This window comes from Micromonospora sp. NPDC049107 (genome assembly GCF_040648595.1).
Lineage (GTDB): Bacteria > Actinomycetota > Actinomycetes > Mycobacteriales > Micromonosporaceae > Micromonospora.
Genome location: NZ_JBEZEC010000012.1, coordinates 165,727 through 181,522, shown reverse-complemented (window position 1 = coordinate 181,522; position 15,796 = coordinate 165,727). Strand labels below are relative to the sequence as shown.

The 15,796-nt window shown below is 72.5% G+C and carries 16 protein-coding genes; 7 read left to right on the top strand and 9 right to left on the bottom strand.

All coding sequences use genetic code 11. The annotated features are described in order from the left end of the window. Positions 1-62 precede the first annotated feature (62 nt). Positions 63-962 (top strand): septum formation family protein, encoded by a 900-nt coding sequence (locus AB0B55_RS27360; protein ID WP_357133666.1) that lies wholly within the window; start codon positions 63-65, stop codon positions 960-962. Between the two features lie 6 nt (positions 963-968). On the opposite strand, the gene AB0B55_RS27355 is transcribed toward AB0B55_RS27360, so the two are convergent. Further along, positions 969-1,988 carry a hypothetical protein gene (locus AB0B55_RS27355; RefSeq protein ID WP_357133668.1) on the bottom strand — a complete coding sequence of 340 codons (1,020 nt, stop codon included), beginning with the start codon at positions 1,986-1,988 and terminating at the stop codon, positions 969-971. Positions 1,989-2,104: 116 nt separating this feature from the next. Between AB0B55_RS27355 and AB0B55_RS27350 the strand changes: the two genes are divergently transcribed. The 5 genes from AB0B55_RS27350 to AB0B55_RS27330 all read left to right on the top strand — a co-directional run bounded on the left by AB0B55_RS27350 (position 2,105) and on the right by AB0B55_RS27330 (position 6,452). Continuing rightward, the gene (locus AB0B55_RS27350) at positions 2,105-2,500 is read left to right on the top strand and encodes a VOC family protein (RefSeq protein WP_355052246.1); all 396 of its coding nucleotides are present in this window, start codon (positions 2,105-2,107) and stop codon (positions 2,498-2,500) included. A gap of 119 nt (positions 2,501-2,619) precedes the next feature. Continuing rightward, positions 2,620-3,798, top strand: coding sequence for an ATP-binding protein (locus AB0B55_RS27345; RefSeq protein WP_357174700.1), 1,179 nt, complete (start codon positions 2,620-2,622; stop codon positions 3,796-3,798). A gap of 43 nt (positions 3,799-3,841) precedes the next feature. Beyond that, positions 3,842-4,987: a hypothetical protein gene (locus AB0B55_RS27340; RefSeq protein ID WP_357133699.1), complete on the top strand. Its 1,146-nt coding sequence runs from the start codon at positions 3,842-3,844 to the stop codon at positions 4,985-4,987. After that, entirely contained in the window at positions 4,960-5,673 is a 714-nt protein-coding gene (locus tag AB0B55_RS27335; protein ID WP_357133672.1) for a response regulator transcription factor, read from the top strand. Before AB0B55_RS27340 ends, AB0B55_RS27335 begins: the two co-directional genes overlap by 28 nt. Before the next feature lie 71 nt (positions 5,674-5,744). After that, the gene (locus AB0B55_RS27330; protein WP_357133674.1) at positions 5,745-6,452 is read left to right on the top strand and encodes a hypothetical protein; all 708 of its coding nucleotides are present in this window, start codon (positions 5,745-5,747) and stop codon (positions 6,450-6,452) included. Between the two features lie 18 nt (positions 6,453-6,470). Here the strand turns inward: AB0B55_RS27330 and AB0B55_RS27325 are convergent, their stop codons facing one another. From AB0B55_RS27325 to AB0B55_RS27310, 4 genes are all read right to left on the bottom strand, one after another. Further along, on the bottom strand, positions 6,471-7,223 hold the full coding sequence (locus tag AB0B55_RS27325) for a lysophospholipid acyltransferase family protein (RefSeq protein ID WP_357133676.1): 753 nt from the start codon (positions 7,221-7,223) through the stop codon (positions 6,471-6,473). A 129-nt stretch (positions 7,224-7,352) separates the two neighbouring features. Next, a complete protein-coding gene (locus AB0B55_RS27320; protein WP_357133678.1) occupies positions 7,353-9,413 on the bottom strand; it encodes a glycogen debranching N-terminal domain-containing protein in 2,061 nt (686 codons plus the stop codon). Beyond that, positions 9,413-9,784, bottom strand: a complete 372-nt coding sequence (locus AB0B55_RS27315; protein WP_355052240.1) for an SCP2 sterol-binding domain-containing protein — start codon at positions 9,782-9,784, stop codon at positions 9,413-9,415. The genes AB0B55_RS27320 and AB0B55_RS27315 overlap by 1 nt, the downstream gene beginning before the upstream one ends. Positions 9,785-10,168: 384 nt before the next feature. Beyond that, positions 10,169-10,585, bottom strand: a complete 417-nt coding sequence (locus tag AB0B55_RS27310; RefSeq protein WP_355052239.1) for a CBS domain-containing protein — start codon at positions 10,583-10,585, stop codon at positions 10,169-10,171. Between the two features lie 203 nt (positions 10,586-10,788). Here AB0B55_RS27310 and AB0B55_RS27305 point away from each other — a divergent pair, with 203 nt between their 5' ends. Further along, positions 10,789-11,370, top strand: a complete 582-nt coding sequence (locus tag AB0B55_RS27305; RefSeq protein WP_357134802.1) for a nucleotidyltransferase family protein — start codon at positions 10,789-10,791, stop codon at positions 11,368-11,370. A 22-nt stretch (positions 11,371-11,392) separates the two neighbouring features. Here AB0B55_RS27305 and AB0B55_RS27300 read toward each other — a convergent pair whose 3' ends face one another. From AB0B55_RS27300 to AB0B55_RS27285, 4 genes are all read right to left on the bottom strand, one after another. Further along, positions 11,393-11,833: a PPOX class F420-dependent oxidoreductase gene (locus AB0B55_RS27300; protein WP_357134800.1), complete on the bottom strand. Its 441-nt coding sequence runs from the start codon at positions 11,831-11,833 to the stop codon at positions 11,393-11,395. A gap of 135 nt (positions 11,834-11,968) precedes the next feature. Continuing rightward, complete coding sequence (locus AB0B55_RS27295; protein WP_357174697.1) at positions 11,969-12,994, bottom strand: aspartate-semialdehyde dehydrogenase; 1,026 nt, start codon at positions 12,992-12,994, stop codon at positions 11,969-11,971. A 151-nt stretch (positions 12,995-13,145) separates the two neighbouring features. Continuing rightward, positions 13,146-14,486: a pitrilysin family protein gene (locus AB0B55_RS27290; protein ID WP_357134797.1), complete on the bottom strand. Its 1,341-nt coding sequence runs from the start codon at positions 14,484-14,486 to the stop codon at positions 13,146-13,148. Next, positions 14,483-15,775 carry a pitrilysin family protein gene (locus tag AB0B55_RS27285; RefSeq protein ID WP_357134795.1) on the bottom strand — a complete coding sequence of 431 codons (1,293 nt, stop codon included), beginning with the start codon at positions 15,773-15,775 and terminating at the stop codon, positions 14,483-14,485. The genes AB0B55_RS27290 and AB0B55_RS27285 overlap by 4 nt, the downstream gene beginning before the upstream one ends. Positions 15,776-15,796 lie beyond the last annotated feature (21 nt).

Genomic DNA, 15,796 nt, shown 5'->3' with positions numbered 1-15,796 from the left:
CGGTCCGTCGTGGCGGTGCCATATGCTGCGCGCGTTCGACACGGGGGCACGGGGAGAAACACATGCGACGGTACGGCTGGGCGGCGCTCACGGCTGCGTTCCTCACGTTGGTGCTAACGGGCTGCGGCACGCCGGCCGGCACGGATGGTGACCTGGCCGACGACTGGCGGCCGATGGCGGCGGCGCAGCAGTTCGTCCCGAAGGCCGACGAGTGTCACCCCACCGCCGAAACCACGTCGTACCTGAGCAGCTACTCCCCCGTCGACTGCGCGACGACCCACAAGGTGGAAACCTTCCACGTCGGCACCTTCACCGGCGCTCTGGCCACCCGCACCGCGCCACCCAAGACGGAGTCGGCGACGTTGCGGTCGACCTTCGCCGACTGCGACAAGCGCGCGAAGCAGTTCGTGGGCGGCGACTGGCGCGACGCCCGACTCTCGGTGCAGGTCACGGTGGCGTCGCCGGCCGCCTGGTCGGGTGGCGCGCGCTGGTACCGGTGCGACATCTTCGAGCTGGACGAGGTCAACGGCCCGAACGGCGAGAGCGACGCGGCGATCCAGCGGGGCGGATCGCTGCGCAACGCCCTGGCCAGCCGCTCCCCGCTGCACTACGGGTGCATGAACGAGGACAAGTGGCACATGCTGCGGCCGGTCGCCTGCACCGCCGGACATCAGTTCGAGTACGCCGGCACCTGGATGGCGCCGGATCGCTCCTGGTTTGACTCGACCCGGGACGAGGACTCCATCCACGCCGCCTGCCGCAAGGTCATCGCCCGGTACGCGAAATTGCCGGTGGACGGCGACCTGATCTACCGCACCGGCACCTCGTACCGCTTTCCGAACCGCTCGCTGTGGGAGCGCGGTGATCGCGGCGTGCGCTGCTACTACTGGTCCGGCGGCACCAACGTCAAGCGTTCGATCGCCGGCGGCGGCAAGAAGGCGCTGCCGATCCAGTACCAGTAAGGCGGCTCAGCTCGGCCCCAGCAGCGCCGCCAGCGCGGCGTCGCCCTGCCCGAGCTGCGACCCGCCGGGCGGTGCCACCACCAGGAAGCGCCGGCAGGCGTCGAGTTCGACGTACCACTCCGGCCCGTTGTCGTCGACGGCCCGGAGCACCGCGAAGCGGGACGCCGGGGTCGCGCAGTCGGCCGCCGGTCGCGTGCCGGCCAACGCCCGCAGCACGGCCGCCTGCCGCTCGGGCGGCAGCGGCCGGCCGTACACGAAGTCACCGGCCGGTTTGCCGCCACCGCGCTCGGACGGGGGCACCTGGTAGACGCAGAGCCGCAGCGGCCCGGTCTTCGGCGCGGTGCCGGGCGCGACGCGGGCGGGACCACCGATGGTGGCCTCTACCCACACCATGTCCGCCCACCGCTGCGCGCATCCGGCGGCCTCGGCCGCCGCAGATTCGACAACTCCGAGGGTACGGCTGTCGACGGTGGTCAACCGCAGCCCGTCCAGCGCCGCGCGGACCTCCGGGCGCGGCTTGCCGCAGACATCCATCGGCAGGTACGGGCGCAACCAGCGGCCCCGGTCGTCGAGCAGCGCCAGCCAGGGCGGGACGAGCATGTCGGCGGTGCAGGCGACCTCCCCGCGGCCGCGTGTCTCGTCGGCCAGGCCCAGGGCGGCGACCACTTCACCGATGTCGTCGGCGCGGCGCTCGGTGGCCACCTGCTCCCGTCCACCAGCGGCCCCCGGCACGATTTGTCGCCCGCAGAGCACGGCGGCGACCGGCGTGAACGCCGGGTCGATCCGGCCGACACGCGGCTCGACCCCGGCCGGCGGCGACGTCGCCGATCCTGGGGGTACGGGCAGCACGACGCCCGCCTGCGGGGCGATCTCGGCGCAGGAGGTCCACTTCTCGGCGATCTCGGCCGGGCCGGGGCCCTTCGGCGTGTCGACCGGTCTGGCGCAGCCGGTCAGTACCAGGCCGCACAACCCCAGACCGAGCAGCGTCCCCACCAGTTTCGTTCCGCCCGGGCGCATCCCGCTCACCACCTCTCCACCGCCGGATGAGACGGCCGGGCGGCCGGCGGGGTTCCCGCGTGACGCCGCCAACCACGGGTGACACCGCCCGCCGCCGTCGGAGCTTCCCTCGGCAGAATGGGCGGATGGCACATCTGGGACTGGTCGCGCTGCTCGTGAACGAGTACGACGAGGCGATCGACTTCTACGTCGGCGGGCTCGGCTTCGAGTTGGTGGAGGACACGCCTCGCCCGGACGGCTCACGCTGGGTGGTCGTCCGACCTCCCGGGGCTCGGGAGACGGCCCTGCTGCTGGCTCGGGCGGGCAACGCCGAACAACGGGCACGGGTGGGCGACCAGACCGGCGGCCGGGTCGGCCTGTTCCTGCACACCGAGGACTTCGCCGCAGCTCACGCCCGGATGGTCGGGGCCGGCGTGCGGTTCCTCGAGGAGCCGCGGCACGAGGCGTACGGGTCGGTGGCGGTCTTCGTCGACCTCTACGGCAACCGCTGGGACCTGATCCAACCCCGCAGCGCAGAGTGACGACAAGGCGACACCACGCGCACGGTGGGTGAACGCTCACCGTCCGCCATGCTATTCTCCGATGTCGATCTCCGCCGCGCGGACCCGGGACCGGGTCGTTGTCGGAAGGACACCTCCCGATGCCGGCGACTGCCGCCCCGACCGTGCCACCGCCCACCCTGGACAATCCTGCCGGCGGGGCGTTCAGTTTCATCTTCACCACCCTGCCGGCCCTGCTGCGGCTGACGTGCGGGCTGGTCGGCGCCGCCGTGGCGCTGTCGGTGCGTACCCCGCCGGTGGACGCGGCCCTGCTGCTGCCCGGCGTGGCCGCGCTGACCGGGTGGTCGCTCTGGTACGCGGTCCGCGCGCTGCGCCACGGGATCACGCCAGCGCTGGTCGCCGGTGACGTCGCGATCACCGCAGTGGCCTGCCTGCTCATCCCCCGCCTGGTGGCGCCCGAGGTGTTGCCCGGCGAGGGCAGTTGGATCGCGGTGCTCGCCAGCACCACGGTGATCAACGCGCAGGCCACCGCCAGGGTCCGCTGGTCGATCCCGGCCGGACTGCTGGTGACCGCGGCCTACGTGACGGGCGCGCAGGCGGCCGGCGATGTCACCGAGGCCCGCGCACACGCCGCCACCCTGCTCGTGCAGACGGCCTGCACCGCGATGATGACGGGGGTGATGCGCCGCCGGATCGGCCGGGCCGACGACGCGTTCGCCGAGCACCAGCGGCTGACCCGGGAGGCGCTGGTCGCCCGGACCGCCCGGGAGGCGGAGCGCCAGCAGAACCGGGACCTGCACGACACGGTGCTCGGCACCCTGACCATGGTGGGGCTGGGCGCGGTACCCGGCCCGTCGGCCACGTTCCGTGAGCGGTGCGCCGCCGACCTGCGTACCCTCGTCGCGTTGACCGACCGCGGCCCGACGCCCGGCGACGGCCCGGTGCCGCTCGACGAGCGGCTGCGCACGGTGCCCGACCGGCTGCCCGAGCTGCCGGTGAGCCTGCAGCTGACCGCCTGCGCGGTGCCCGCCGGGGTGGCCGACGCGATCACCGAGAGTGCCTACGCGGCGCTGTCCAACGTGGTCCGGCACGCCCCGGGCGCGCGGACCACACTGCGGCTGAGCCGCGACGCGGTCGCCATCGTGGCCGAGGTGGTCGACGACGGCCCCGGCTTCGACCCGGCCACCGTCCCCGCGCACCGGTACGGTCTGCGCGAGTCGATCCAGGGGCGGATGGCGGCGGTCGGCGGGCGGGCCGAGGTGTGTTCCGCGCCCGGCGCCGGCACCCGGATTCGACTGGAGTGGCCCGGTGGCGGCTGACCTCGGCGCGACGGCGGACCGCGCCGGCATTCGTGCCCTACCGGTGCCTCGACCCGGCCCGGTCGACGGGCCCGAGCAGTCGGTGCTCGCCGCGCCCGCCGCCGTGGCCCAGGCCTCCGACCGGGGTGCCCGGATCGTCGCCGTCGCCATCGCGCTGGCCTGGCACGTCGCGATCGGACTGCCGGCGGTGCTGGCGACCCGCGCGCAGTTCTCCGCACCGACGGTCGTGCTCGGCGGCTGGGTGCTGGTCGCCGTGACCGGGGCGGTGGCCGGCGTCCGGCTGCTGCGCGGCACGCCACTGCCGCCGTGGCCGCTCGCCGGGGTGCTGGTCGCCGTCGACGCGGCGGTCTTCGCGGCGGTCGGCGAACCACACCTGTTCACCGCCGCCAACTGGGTGTGGGGCACGCTCGGCTGGTTCTTCGTGCTCGCCATGTGGGGGCGGCGGGTCGGCGGTCTCGTCGCGCTGCTGACCACACACGCGATGATCGCGCTCGCCGCCGTCCTCGCGTACGCGCCGAGCGCGGCCGACCTGGCCCGCTACACGATGTACGTCTACGGCACGTTCACGCTGCCGGTGGCGGTCTTCGCCGGCAGCGCGGTGATCGTCGGCCTGGCCCGGGACCGGGCCGTCGCAGCCGCGGCGATGCACACGATCGCCGCCGAACGGGCCGCCGCCGAGCAGGGCCGGCAGGAACGTCGTGACCGGCTCGCCCTGGTGGGCGCGGCCGCCGGGCGGGTGCTCGGCGAGCTGGCCGCCGGGGAGGCGGACCCGGCCGACCCGGAGGTGCAGAGCCGGTGCGTACTGGCCGCGGCCCGGCTGCGTCGCCTGATCGCCGAATCCGACGACGTGCCCGACCCGCTCCTGCACGAGCTACGGGCCGCCGTGGACCTGGCCGAACGCAACGGGTTGCCGATCGACCTGGTCGCCATCGGCAACCCGCCGCCGCTGCCGGTGGAGATCCGTCGCCGGCTGGCCGACCCGCTCACCAGCCTGCTCGCCGACGCCCGGGGGTGGGCCCGCCTGACCGTGGTGTCCGGCCCGGACGAGGTGGTGGTCAGCCTCGTCACGCCGGACCGGGAGGGGCCGGACGCGACCGGCCCGCCCACCGAACACCAGGACGGGCCGGTGCAGCACCTTTACGAACGGGACGGGGACATCAGATGGGCGCAGACCCGGTGGTCGGGATGACCGGTGACCGGCCGGTCGGGGTGGCGATCGTCGACGACCATCCGGTGGTCGTCGACGGGGTACGCGCCTGGCTCGCCAGCGAACCGCGACTGACCGTGCTGGCCACCGGGGACGACCCGGACGAGGTACTGCGCGCCGCGCCGGACGCCGACGTCGTCCTGCTCGATCTGCGGCTGCACGGCCGGATGGCGCTGGACAAGCTGGCCGAGTTGAGCGCCACCGGGCGGCGGGTGGTGGTCTACTCGGAGCACACCGACCCGGAGACCATGCTCGCCGCGTTGGACGCCGGGGCGGTGGCGTTCCTGGCCAAGCACGAGGGCCGCGAACACTGCGTGGCGACCGTGCTGGCCGCGGCGAGTGACCGCCCGTACGTGCCTCCGGCGCTGGCCGGCGCGATGGTCGGCGACCCGAGACCGGACCGACCGGCACTGTCCGACAAGGAGCGGGAGGCCCTGCTGCTCTGGTTCCAGTCGATGTCCAAGGCGTCGGTGGCGCGTCGGATGCAGATCAGCGAGCACACCGTGAAGCAGTACGTTGACCGCGCGCGGATCAAGTACACCCGGGCGGGGCGACCGGCAGCCACAAAGGCGGCGCTGCTCGCCCGTGCGATCGAGGACGGCCTCGTCCGCCCGGAGGAGATCGGCATCTACCGGTCACAGGCGACGCACGACCGGCCGACCCCCTAACGGGCGTCATGACAGTGGCCGACGGATCGGCGAAGCTCAACGCACAGCCAGTTCACCGGGAGGTCGTGACGATGCAGGCCGACGCGTCCCCCTTCTTCATCGGCCCGCACCGGTTCGACGCGCCGGACGACGACGCCGGCCCCACCCTCGACCGGCGGTACGACATGCGCCCGCTGCCCGGCGAGAAGGTGCTCGGGCGGCACCGGCTGCTCGTGGCGGGCTACCTGCTCGGGCCGACGGAGACACGATGTGCCTGGCAGCTCCCCGGGCCCGTCTCGGTGACCGTCACCGACCAGCGGATCTGCTGGGTGGGCACCGGCTCGCAGCTCTCGCTGGTCGCCGACGACGCTCCCCGGCCCCGGCCGACCGGCCGCGTGACCGGCCTGATGACCGGCCAGATCCGCTGGCAGTGGCCGTCCCGGCTGGAGCTGCCCGCCGAGCCGCCACAACTGATGATCGTCTGCGACGCGTTGCGGACGATCCAGCAGCCGGCGCTGGCCCTGGGTGGGTCACCGGGTGAGGTCGTCGCGCTGGCCCAGCAGGTCCGCCGGGCGGTGGCCATGTTCCGCCTGACCCGCCCGCAACTGGTGGACCTCTCCGCCCAGGAGCGCGACGTCCTGCTGCTGCGGGCCGGCCCCGCGCTGCTCGCCGGGGACACCCGGATCACCCTGCCCGGCTCGCTGCCGGTGGAGTTCCGCTCCCGCGACGACTACTACCGCTCGGGGCCGGAACCCAGCTCCTGGGACGGCTTCGCCGACGGCACGTCCGGGCGTAACTGACGCGAACGCCGGCCGTCCTCAGAGGCTGGGGGCGCGCTCCTCCCCTTCGGCGTCCAGCGCGGCAGCCTCCTGTGGCGTCGGCGCGCTCCCACCGAGGTGCGCCGGCAGCCACCAGGTGTCCTCCGGGCCGGCCGGCGCGTCCGGGTACTCGCGCTGGGCCCGCTCCACGAGCGCGCTCAGCCGGGTGGTCAACTCGGCGGCCAGCACGTTCGGGTCCGGAAAGTCCGCCGGCAGGATCGGCTCGCCGATGAGGATCGTGATGGGCGTGTGCCGGCGGGTGAGGGTGCGGGGACGGCCCTTGGTCCAGAGTCGCTGGGTGCCCCACAGCGCGACCGGCAGCACCGGCACCTTCGCCGAACGGGCCATCCGGACGGTGCCGCTCTTGAGTTCCTTGACGGTGAACGACCGGCTGATCGTGGCCTCGGGGAAGACGCCCACCACCTCCCCGCGCTTGAGCGCGTCGACGGCCGTACGGAACGAGGCCGCGCCCGCCTGCCGGTCCACCGGGATGTGGCGCATGCCGCGCATCAGCGGACCGGAGATCCGGTGCGCGAACACCGACTGCTTGGCCATGAACCGGACGAGCCGACCGGAGGCGTTCGCGCCCAACCCGGCGAAGATGAAGTCGAGGTAGCTGACGTGGTTGCTGGCCAGCACCGCCCCGCCCGTGCGGGGTACGTGGTGGGCGCCCTCGATGGTGATCTTCAGGTCGAGGACCCGGAACAACGTCTTGGCAGCGGCGATAACGGGCGGGTACACGAGCTCCGGCATCCGCAGAATCTACCGTGCCCGGCTGGGGATCGCCTGGGTGGCGGCCCGGCGGCGACGCGGGTGGCGCGCCTGGGTGGCGGCCCGGCGGCGACGCGGGTGGCGCGCCGCCGCCGGTGTGCCGGGCGCGGCTCAGTCGGAGAGACTGTGCAGATCGAGCCGACCTCGGGCGAAGGCGTCCACCCGCCCCCAACGGCCCGGAATGTCCAGGACTTCGATCCGGCCCATCCCGACCGGGAGACGCGGCTCGACCGCCAGGTGCCCGTCGTGCGGTTCGAGACCGAGCATGGTGCGCAACAGCAGCAGCGGCGTACCCGTCGACCAGGCCTGCGGACTGCATGCCGTGGGGTACTCGACCGGGAACTTGGTCAGCTCCCGCGGGTAGCCGCCGAACGCCTCCGGTAGCCGCCCGTCGAAGTAGGTGGCCGCGTCGAGGATGCCGTTGGCGATGGTGGCGGCCTCCTCGGCGAACCCGTAGCGACGCAGGCCCCAGGCGATGAACGAGTTGTCGAACGGCCAGATCGTGCCGTTGTGGTAGCCGATCGGGTTGTACCGGGCCTCCCCCTCGGCGAGCGTGCGCACCCCCCAGCCGGAGAACAGTCGCGGCCCGACCAGGTGCGCCGCCAGCTTTTCGGCCCGCGCCGGATCGACGATCCCGCTCCACAGCAGGTGACCGATGTTGGAGCTGAGGATGTCGCACTGGCGACCGTCCGGGTCCAGGGCCAGCGCGTAGTACTCGCCGTCGGCCACCCACCAGTCCCGGTTGAACCGCTCCTTCAGCTCCGCCGCCTCCCGCTCCAACTGGTCGGCGAACTCCGGGTCGTCCCAGAACTGACGGGCCATCCGCGCCGCGCGGACCTTCGCGTCGTACGCGTACCCCTGCACCTCGCAGGTGGCCCGGGGAAACGGCGGCAGGGTGCCGTCGGAGTAGGAGATCGAATCCCAGGAATCCTTCCAGCACTGGTTCTCCAGGCCGGTCTCGGTGTTGCGGCGCTCGTACCAGATGTAGCCGTTGCCGACCAGGTCGGCGTAACTGTCGATCCACTTGAGCGCGGCCCGGGACTCCTGCTCCAACTCCTTGACCAGCGCCACGTCCCCGCTCCACCGCTCGTACTCGTCGAGCAGCACGAGGAACAGCGGAGTCGCGTCCACCGAGCCGTAGTACGGCGAGTGTGGCTGCTCCTCGAAGGCGGCGGTCTCGCCGTACCGCATCTCGTGCAGGATCCGTCCCGGGTCCTCGTCCCGGAAGTCGTCGAACCGGCTGCCCTGGAGGGACGCGAGGATGCGCAGCGTCGTCTTCGACAACTGCGGCGTGAACGGCAGCGTCTGGAGGCAGGTGAGGATGCTGTCCCGGCCGAACATGGTCATGAACCAGGGCAGACCGGCCGCGGGCAGGGTCGCGCCCCCGAGCGACAGCGGCGAGAAGCGCAGCGCGGCGAGGTCGATCAGGCTGCGCCGGTACGTGCTGGCAACCCGTCCGTACTGACTGTTGACCTTCGGCGCGTCCGCGATCCACTGCTCCAGGTCGTGTTGCAGGGCCAGCCGCTCGCCGCCGTGCACGCGCAGACCCATCCGCAGGTCCCGGTCCCCTGGGCCGACCGCGCGCGTCTGCACGTCGATCTGCGCCTCCCACTGCTCATTCGGTTCCAGGCGGACGGTGTACGCGAAACCCCGGTTGTCGTAGCGCGGCGACATCGACGAGGAGATGATCGTTTCGCGCCGGAAGTTGCCCCGGCGGTAGCCCAGGCGCAGCTTGTCGGCCTCGACCTCGGTATAGATCTCGCCCTTCTTGTTCAGGATCTCGTCCTTGACCTGGAACAGGTCGGCGAAGTCGGCCGCGGCGTCCATCCGGATCTCCAGATCGACCGCCTTCTCGTCGTGGTTGAGGATGGTGAGCCGCTCGCAGAAGCTGCCGCCGACCGCGCGCTCGCGGATGATCGACAACTTCGCGTCCACGTAGTGGGTGGCCATCCCCGGCACGAGGAAGAACCGGGACTCGAAGTACTGCAGGTCGTCGTACGAGAGCGAGTTGAGGCGTTCACCGTTGACGCTCAGCACCCACGTCGACAGGAACCGGGTGTCGAGGGAGAAGAGCCCGGTCGGTTCGCTCGGCGTCGCCTCGATGTCACCGGTGTCCTCACAGACGACGAATGTGCTGCCGTCCAGGATCCGGATCGTGTTGCTCTGCCCCATCACCGCACCTCCCCCGCGAATCGGCGACGCGGCCCACGGGCGTCCGGCGACCCGGGGAAGATCCGCTCCACCTGCACCACCAGCCGGGCGTCCCCCGACACCGTCATGTCCCCACGCAACAGCGCCGCCAGGCCGTGCTCACGGCCGGCCGCTATCTCGTCGAACAGCATCGGGCTGGCGCCGATCACCGTGTCGGCCTCGCTGTCCTCCTGGCTCACGTTGAGCCGCCCACGGTCGATTTTCAGCAGCCAGTGCCGGGTCTGTGCCCCCTCGTGCAGGTCGATCCGCAGTGTCCCGGAGGTCTTCGCCAGCAGAGGCTCGTACCCCCGCCGGTCCAGCTCCTCGAAGAACCTCGTGGTCGCGTCCACCATCGGGTCCACTCCTCCCAGTCGGCCGGGCCCCGGCGATCACACCCCGCGCGCCACGCGTCGCGCGATGCACGTCCCCGCACGGGTCCCCCGACCCCAGCAACCCAACCTCGCCCAAATAGGGTGACCGCCCCCACTCCCCCTCCCCTCCTCCCCTCCCCACCCCTCTGCCCTTCCGCCCCGGTGATCAAGAGGTTCGCGTCACCGTTCTCGGCGTGTCGTGACGCGAACCTCTTGATCACCGGGGCGAGGCGGACCGAGGGCGGGCTGGGAGCCGGCCGGGGGCGGGCTGAGGGCGGGGAGGGGGCGGGTGGGGGTGGGGGTGGGGGGGTAGGGGGGCGCCGGCCCTTCCGGGATGGGAGGGCCGGCGCTCTTGTGCTGCGTGCGTCAGTTGTTCGGCTCGTCGGCGCTGATGTCGGCCAGCACCGACTGCGGCTCACGCTCGACCGCGAGGTCGCCCATCGAGACCAGGCCGATCAGGCGGCCCTCGTCGACCACCGGCAGCCGGCGTACGGCGTAGGTACGCATCAGGTCGGCGGCGGACACCGCGTCGTCGTACTGGCTCACCGTGATCACATCGCGGCTGGTGATCTGGTTCAGCCGGGTCGAGCCCGGGTCCATGTTCTCCGCGACACCCCGGACCGTGATGTCCCGGTCCGTGACGATACCGACGACACTGTCGCCATCGGTCACCACCACGTCACCAATGGCGCTGTCGCGCATCTCCTGCGCGGCGGCGATCAGCGTGTCGTTGCCGTCCATCGTCACCAACCGGGTCGTCATGAACTCTCCGACCGTTGTCATGGTGCTCCCCTCTCGGTGTCGGCACGGCCCGTCTACCCGCCGCTCCGCAGGGGGTAACACCATCGGTCGACCGGCTATCCGGGTGGCCGACCCAGGCGGCACGGACAGCAGAGACCACTGCTGGTCAGGGTGTAGAACATCGGCAGCAGCGGGAAGGTGCCGCGGGGCAGCGAGCCTCGGCGACGCCGCCTACCGTGGACGAGGTGCTGACGGGTGAGCGTGAGCTGCGGGAGCTGATCGGCGGCAACGCCTGGCTGACCCGGGCACTGACCGTGGTCCGCGACTCCGGCCTACCCGACGCCTGGATCGGCGCGGGCGCCCTGCGCGACCTGGTCTGGGGCGAGCGGTACGGCGACGGGTTCGACCCGACGACCGTCCGTGACGTGGACGTGGTCTTCTTCGACCCGGCGAGGTTGTCCCGCGAGGACGACCAGCGGGCCACCGACCGTCTGGTCGCCGCCTGGTCGGCTGCACCGTGGCAGGCGCGCAACCAGGCGGCGGTACACACCTGGTACGCCTCGAAGTTTGGCGGTGACCCGATCGCGCCGTACCGGAGCGTCGCCGAGGCGGTGGCCACCTGGCCGGAGTACGCCACGGCCGTGGCCGTGCGCCTGGCGGCGGGTGGTGAGCTGGAGGTCTGCGCCCCGTACGGCCTCGCGGACCTGCTCGGCGGGGTGTGGCGGCACAACCCGGCCCGGGTGGACGTCGCGCGGTCCCGACAGCGGCTGGCCCGTCACCGGCCCGCGCATCGCTGGCCCGGGGTGACCGTGGTCGAGCCGGGCTGAGCCGGCAGCCGCCGGCGATCCCTCAGGAGCGGGGCGGTATCCCGTACATCCGCTCCACGTGCAGGCGCAGCACCAGCCGCTGCTCGGCAACCATGGCGCTGCGGTATTCGGCCCAGTCCGGGTGCTCGCCGCGCAACGACCGGTAGAGCCCGACCAGTTCCTCGACCGTGGCGTCCTCGACGTCGGCCGCCGTGGCGGTCAGCTCGGCACGCCCCTCGACGACCGTGTACGCCCAGCCGTCCTCGCTGCTGACGTGGAAGCTGGCGCGCGGGTCCCGACGGAGGTTGGCGGTCTTGGCCCGGCCGTCGGTGACGGATACCCGGATCAGGCCGGCAGCGGGATCGAACGAGTAGACCACCGTGGACAGCTGCGGTCGCCCGTCACGTTTGATGGTGGCGAGAACGCCCATCGAACGACCGGCGACCAGGTCGGTCAACGCCTGCTGGTTGGGGTTCTCCGGCACAACTTCCTCCAGGTGGCGCGGTCGGCTTCGTCCATCCAAACACGACCGGCACGGTCCCGCTCCCGATGTGCCGGCGCTCATCACCGACTGCGGGCCCGGACCGTGACCGGCCGGGCCCGCAGGGGACGGTGATCCTCAGCGCCGTTCGGCGGCGACCAACTCGGCGAGCTGTACGGCGTTGAGCGCCGCGCCCTTGCGCAGGTTGTCGTTGGAGCAGAACAGCGCCAGCCCGTACTCGACGGTCTCGTCGGCGCGGATGCGACCCACGTAGGTCGGGTCCTGCCCGGCGGCCTGCAACGGCGTCGGCACGGCGGTGAGCGCGACGCCGGGCGCGTCGGCCAGCAGCTCGTGGGCCCGCTGCGGCGTGATCGGCCGCGCGAAGCGGGCGTTGATCTGCAGCGAGTGGCCGGTGAAGACCGGCACCCGGACGCAGGTGCCGGACACCTTGAGGTCGGGGATCTCCAGGATCTTGCGACTCTCGTTGCGGAGCTTCTGCTCCTCGTCGGTCTCGAACGAGCCGTCGTCGACGATCGAGCCGGCCAGCGGCAGCACGTTGAAGGCGATCGGCTCGGCGAACGAGCGCGGCGCGGGGAACTCCACGGCCGACCCGTCGAAGGCCAGAGCCGAGGCGTGCTCGGCGACCTTGCGGACCTGCTCGTCCAGTTCGGCGACGCCGGCCAGCCCGGCGCCGGAGACCGCCTGGTACGTCGAGATGACCAGGCCGATCAGACCGGCCTCGGCGTGCAGCGGGCGCAGCACCGGCATCGCGGCCATCGTCGTGCAGTTGGGGTTCGCGATGATGCCCTTCGGGCGGTCGGCCGCGGCGTGTGGGTTGACCTCGGCTACCACCAGTGGCACCAGCGGGTCCATCCGGAACGCCGACGAGTTGTCGATCACCACGGCGCCGGCCTCGGCGACCCGGGGAGCCAACTCCCTGGCCGTGCCCTTACCGGCCGAGAAGAGCACGATGTCCAGCCCGGAGTAGTCCGCCGTCGCGGCGTCCTCGACGGTCACCTCCTCGTCGCGCCACGGCAACGTACGCCCCGCGGAACGCGCCGAGGCGAACAATCGCACCTGCTCCGCGGGGAACTCCCGCTCCGCCAGCACCTGCCGCATCACGCCACCGACCTGGCCGGTGGCCCCCACAATGCCGATCCTCATGCCCCGGAGGCTACCCACCCCACCCCCGAAACCGGGACCCCTTTCCCACCTCCCGGGTCCCACCTCACACCGGACCGCGCCCGGCATGTTGATCAAGAGGTTTGCGTCAGGAAGCGCGTGCAATCCGACGCAAACCTCTTGATCAACGCGTCTACAGCAGGTGTAGGTCTCCTAGGGCTGCGGACTCCAGGTCTTCTCGGATCACTGCCGCGTCGCCCTCGACCACCAGGGTCAGCGCGTCGGTGTGCAGGTGAGTGGCCGCTGCCGCCGACACCTGGTCCACGTCGGCGTTGAGCAGTTCCTCGCGCAGCCGGGCGTGGTAGTCGTCCGGCAGGTCGTGCACCACGAGCGTGGTCAGCGCCGACGCGATCGCCCGAGGGCTCTGCAACTCGACCGAGAGCTGCCCGGCCCGCCAGGAACGGGCCACCGCCAGCTCGTCCTCGGTCACGCCGTCCGCCTGCGTACGGGCGATCTCGCCCACCGCCTCGACCAGGGCCGGCGTGGTGACCGCGGTCTGCACACCCGAGCTGACCGCGAACCGGCCGAACCGGCGGGACGAGGCGAACTCGCCCCGGATGCCGTACGTGTATCCGCGCACCTCGCGGATGAGGTGGTTGAGCCGGGAGGTGAACGCCCCGCCGAGGACCGTGCCGGCGAGGGTCATCGGTACGTGGTCGGGGTGCGCCCGGTGCGGCGACGGGTGACCGAGCCGCAGCGTGGACTGCACCGAGCCCGGCCGGTCCACCAGGATGATCCGCCGGCCGGCGCGCAGCGGCACCTCGACCGGACCGCCGCGCTCGGCCGGACCGCCTCCGGTGCCGGCGAACGCCGCGGCCGCCAGCGCGTCCAGGTCGATCCGGTCCAGGTCACCGGCGACGACCAGGGTGCCGGGCCGCAGGAACCACTCGGAGTGGAAGACGGTGATGTCCTCCACGTCCAGGGCGGCCACCGAGTCCGGGTCGCCGTACATCGGTCGTCCCCACCGCGTGTCGGCGCCGAACAGGTCGGCGCGCAGCGCGGCGTCGGCGCGCGGACCGGGGTTGGCCCAGTCCATGCGCAGCGCGTTCGCCTCGTCGTCGCGGACCCGCCGCACGTCGGTCGGGTCGAGCCGGGGCGTCCGGACGGCCTCGGCGAGCAGTTCCACGGCGGCGGTCAACCGGTCCACCGGGACCTGCACGCTGACCTGGAACGAGTCCCAGTCCAGCCCGGTCACCAGTTCGGTGCCCAACGCCTCGATGGCCAGCGCGTACGCGGTGGCGTCCCGCTGCGCGGTGCCCTCCTCCATGGCCTTGGCGAGGACGCCGCCCAAGCCCTCCTTACCGGCCAGCTCGCGGCCGGCGCCCGCGTCGAGCAGCAGCAGCGCGACGGCGAGGTTCTGCCCGGGCAGGTGCGCGGCGACCACCTGCCCGCCGCCTACCGCGCGGCGGACCACCGGCGGGAACCGGTACGGGCGAGCGGCACCCGGGCCGGGACGGTCGGTGATCAGCGTCATGCGGTCTCCTCGGGCACGTAGGTCAGGGTCACCCGGTCGGCGGCGCCGAGCACCTCGGCGGCCGTCTCGGCGATCTGCTCGGCGGTCACGGCGAGCCAGGCGGGCAGCCGGTCGGCGGCCCGGGCCGGGTCGCCGAACTGGGTGGCGTACCGGCCGAGCGTGTCCGCGCGGCCGTCCACCGTCGACATCTGCCGCCACCACGCGGTGCTCAGCAGCGCCTTGGCCCGGTCCAGTTCGGCGGCGGTGACCGGCACGGTGGCCAGCTCGTCGACGACCTCGGCGAGCCCTTCGGTCAGCCGTTCGGCGCTCACCCCGGGCCGGGCCGTGGCGGTGGCGATCAGCGGCGCGGGCGCGTGCGCGAGGTCCACCCCGTACGCGCCGACCAGGTCGGGTTGGGCGATCCGCTCGCCGTCGGCGAGCCGCTGGTAGAGCCGACTGCCCCGACCACTGCCGAGGACCGTGGCGAGGACGGTGAGCACGTCGTACCCGGGGGTGCCGAACGGGTGGCCGCGATGCGCGACGTAGACGCGCGGCGCGGGCACGTCGGCGCTCACCGTCTCCACGGCGGGCTGCCCGGTCGCCGGGACGCTGCGGCCGTCCGGGGCGGCGGGGATGTCGTCGCGGGCGGGCAACGCGCCGAAGTACTTGTCGGCCAGCGCGAACACCTCGGCGGCCGTGGCGTCGCCGACGACGGTGAGCACCGCGTTGTTCGGCGCGTAGTACATCTCGTGGAACGCCTGGAAGGTCGCGAGGTCGGCGGCGTTCAGGTCGGCCATGGAACCGATCGTCGAGTGGTGGTACGGGTGCCCGGGCGGGTAGAGCAGCGGCAGCAGCCGCAGCCAGGCGTCCCCGTACGGGACGTTCTCGTAGCGCTGCCGGCGCTCGTTCTTGACCACCTCGCGCTGGTTGTCCAGCGTCTCCTGGGTGAGCGCCGGGACGAGCCCGCCCATCCGGTCGGCCTCCAGCCAGAGCGCCAACTCCAGGTGTTCGGCCGGGACCGTCTCGAAGTAGTTCGTCCGGTCCGGGTTGGTGGTGGCGTTCAGCGAGCCGCCGGAGCCCTGGATCAGCTTCATGTGTTCGGTCTTCGCCACGTTCACCGAGCCCTCGAACATGAGGTGTTCGAAGAGATGGGCGAAGCCGGTCTGCCCGGCCGGCTCGTGCCGGGATCCGACGTCGTACCAGAGGTTGACGGCCACCGCGGGCGCGGTGCGATCCTCGCTCACCACCACACGCAGGCCGTTGTCCAGTCGGGACGTCTCGATGGGCCAGGGGTAACCACTGTCGGGCATGGCACGACGCTATCCGATCTC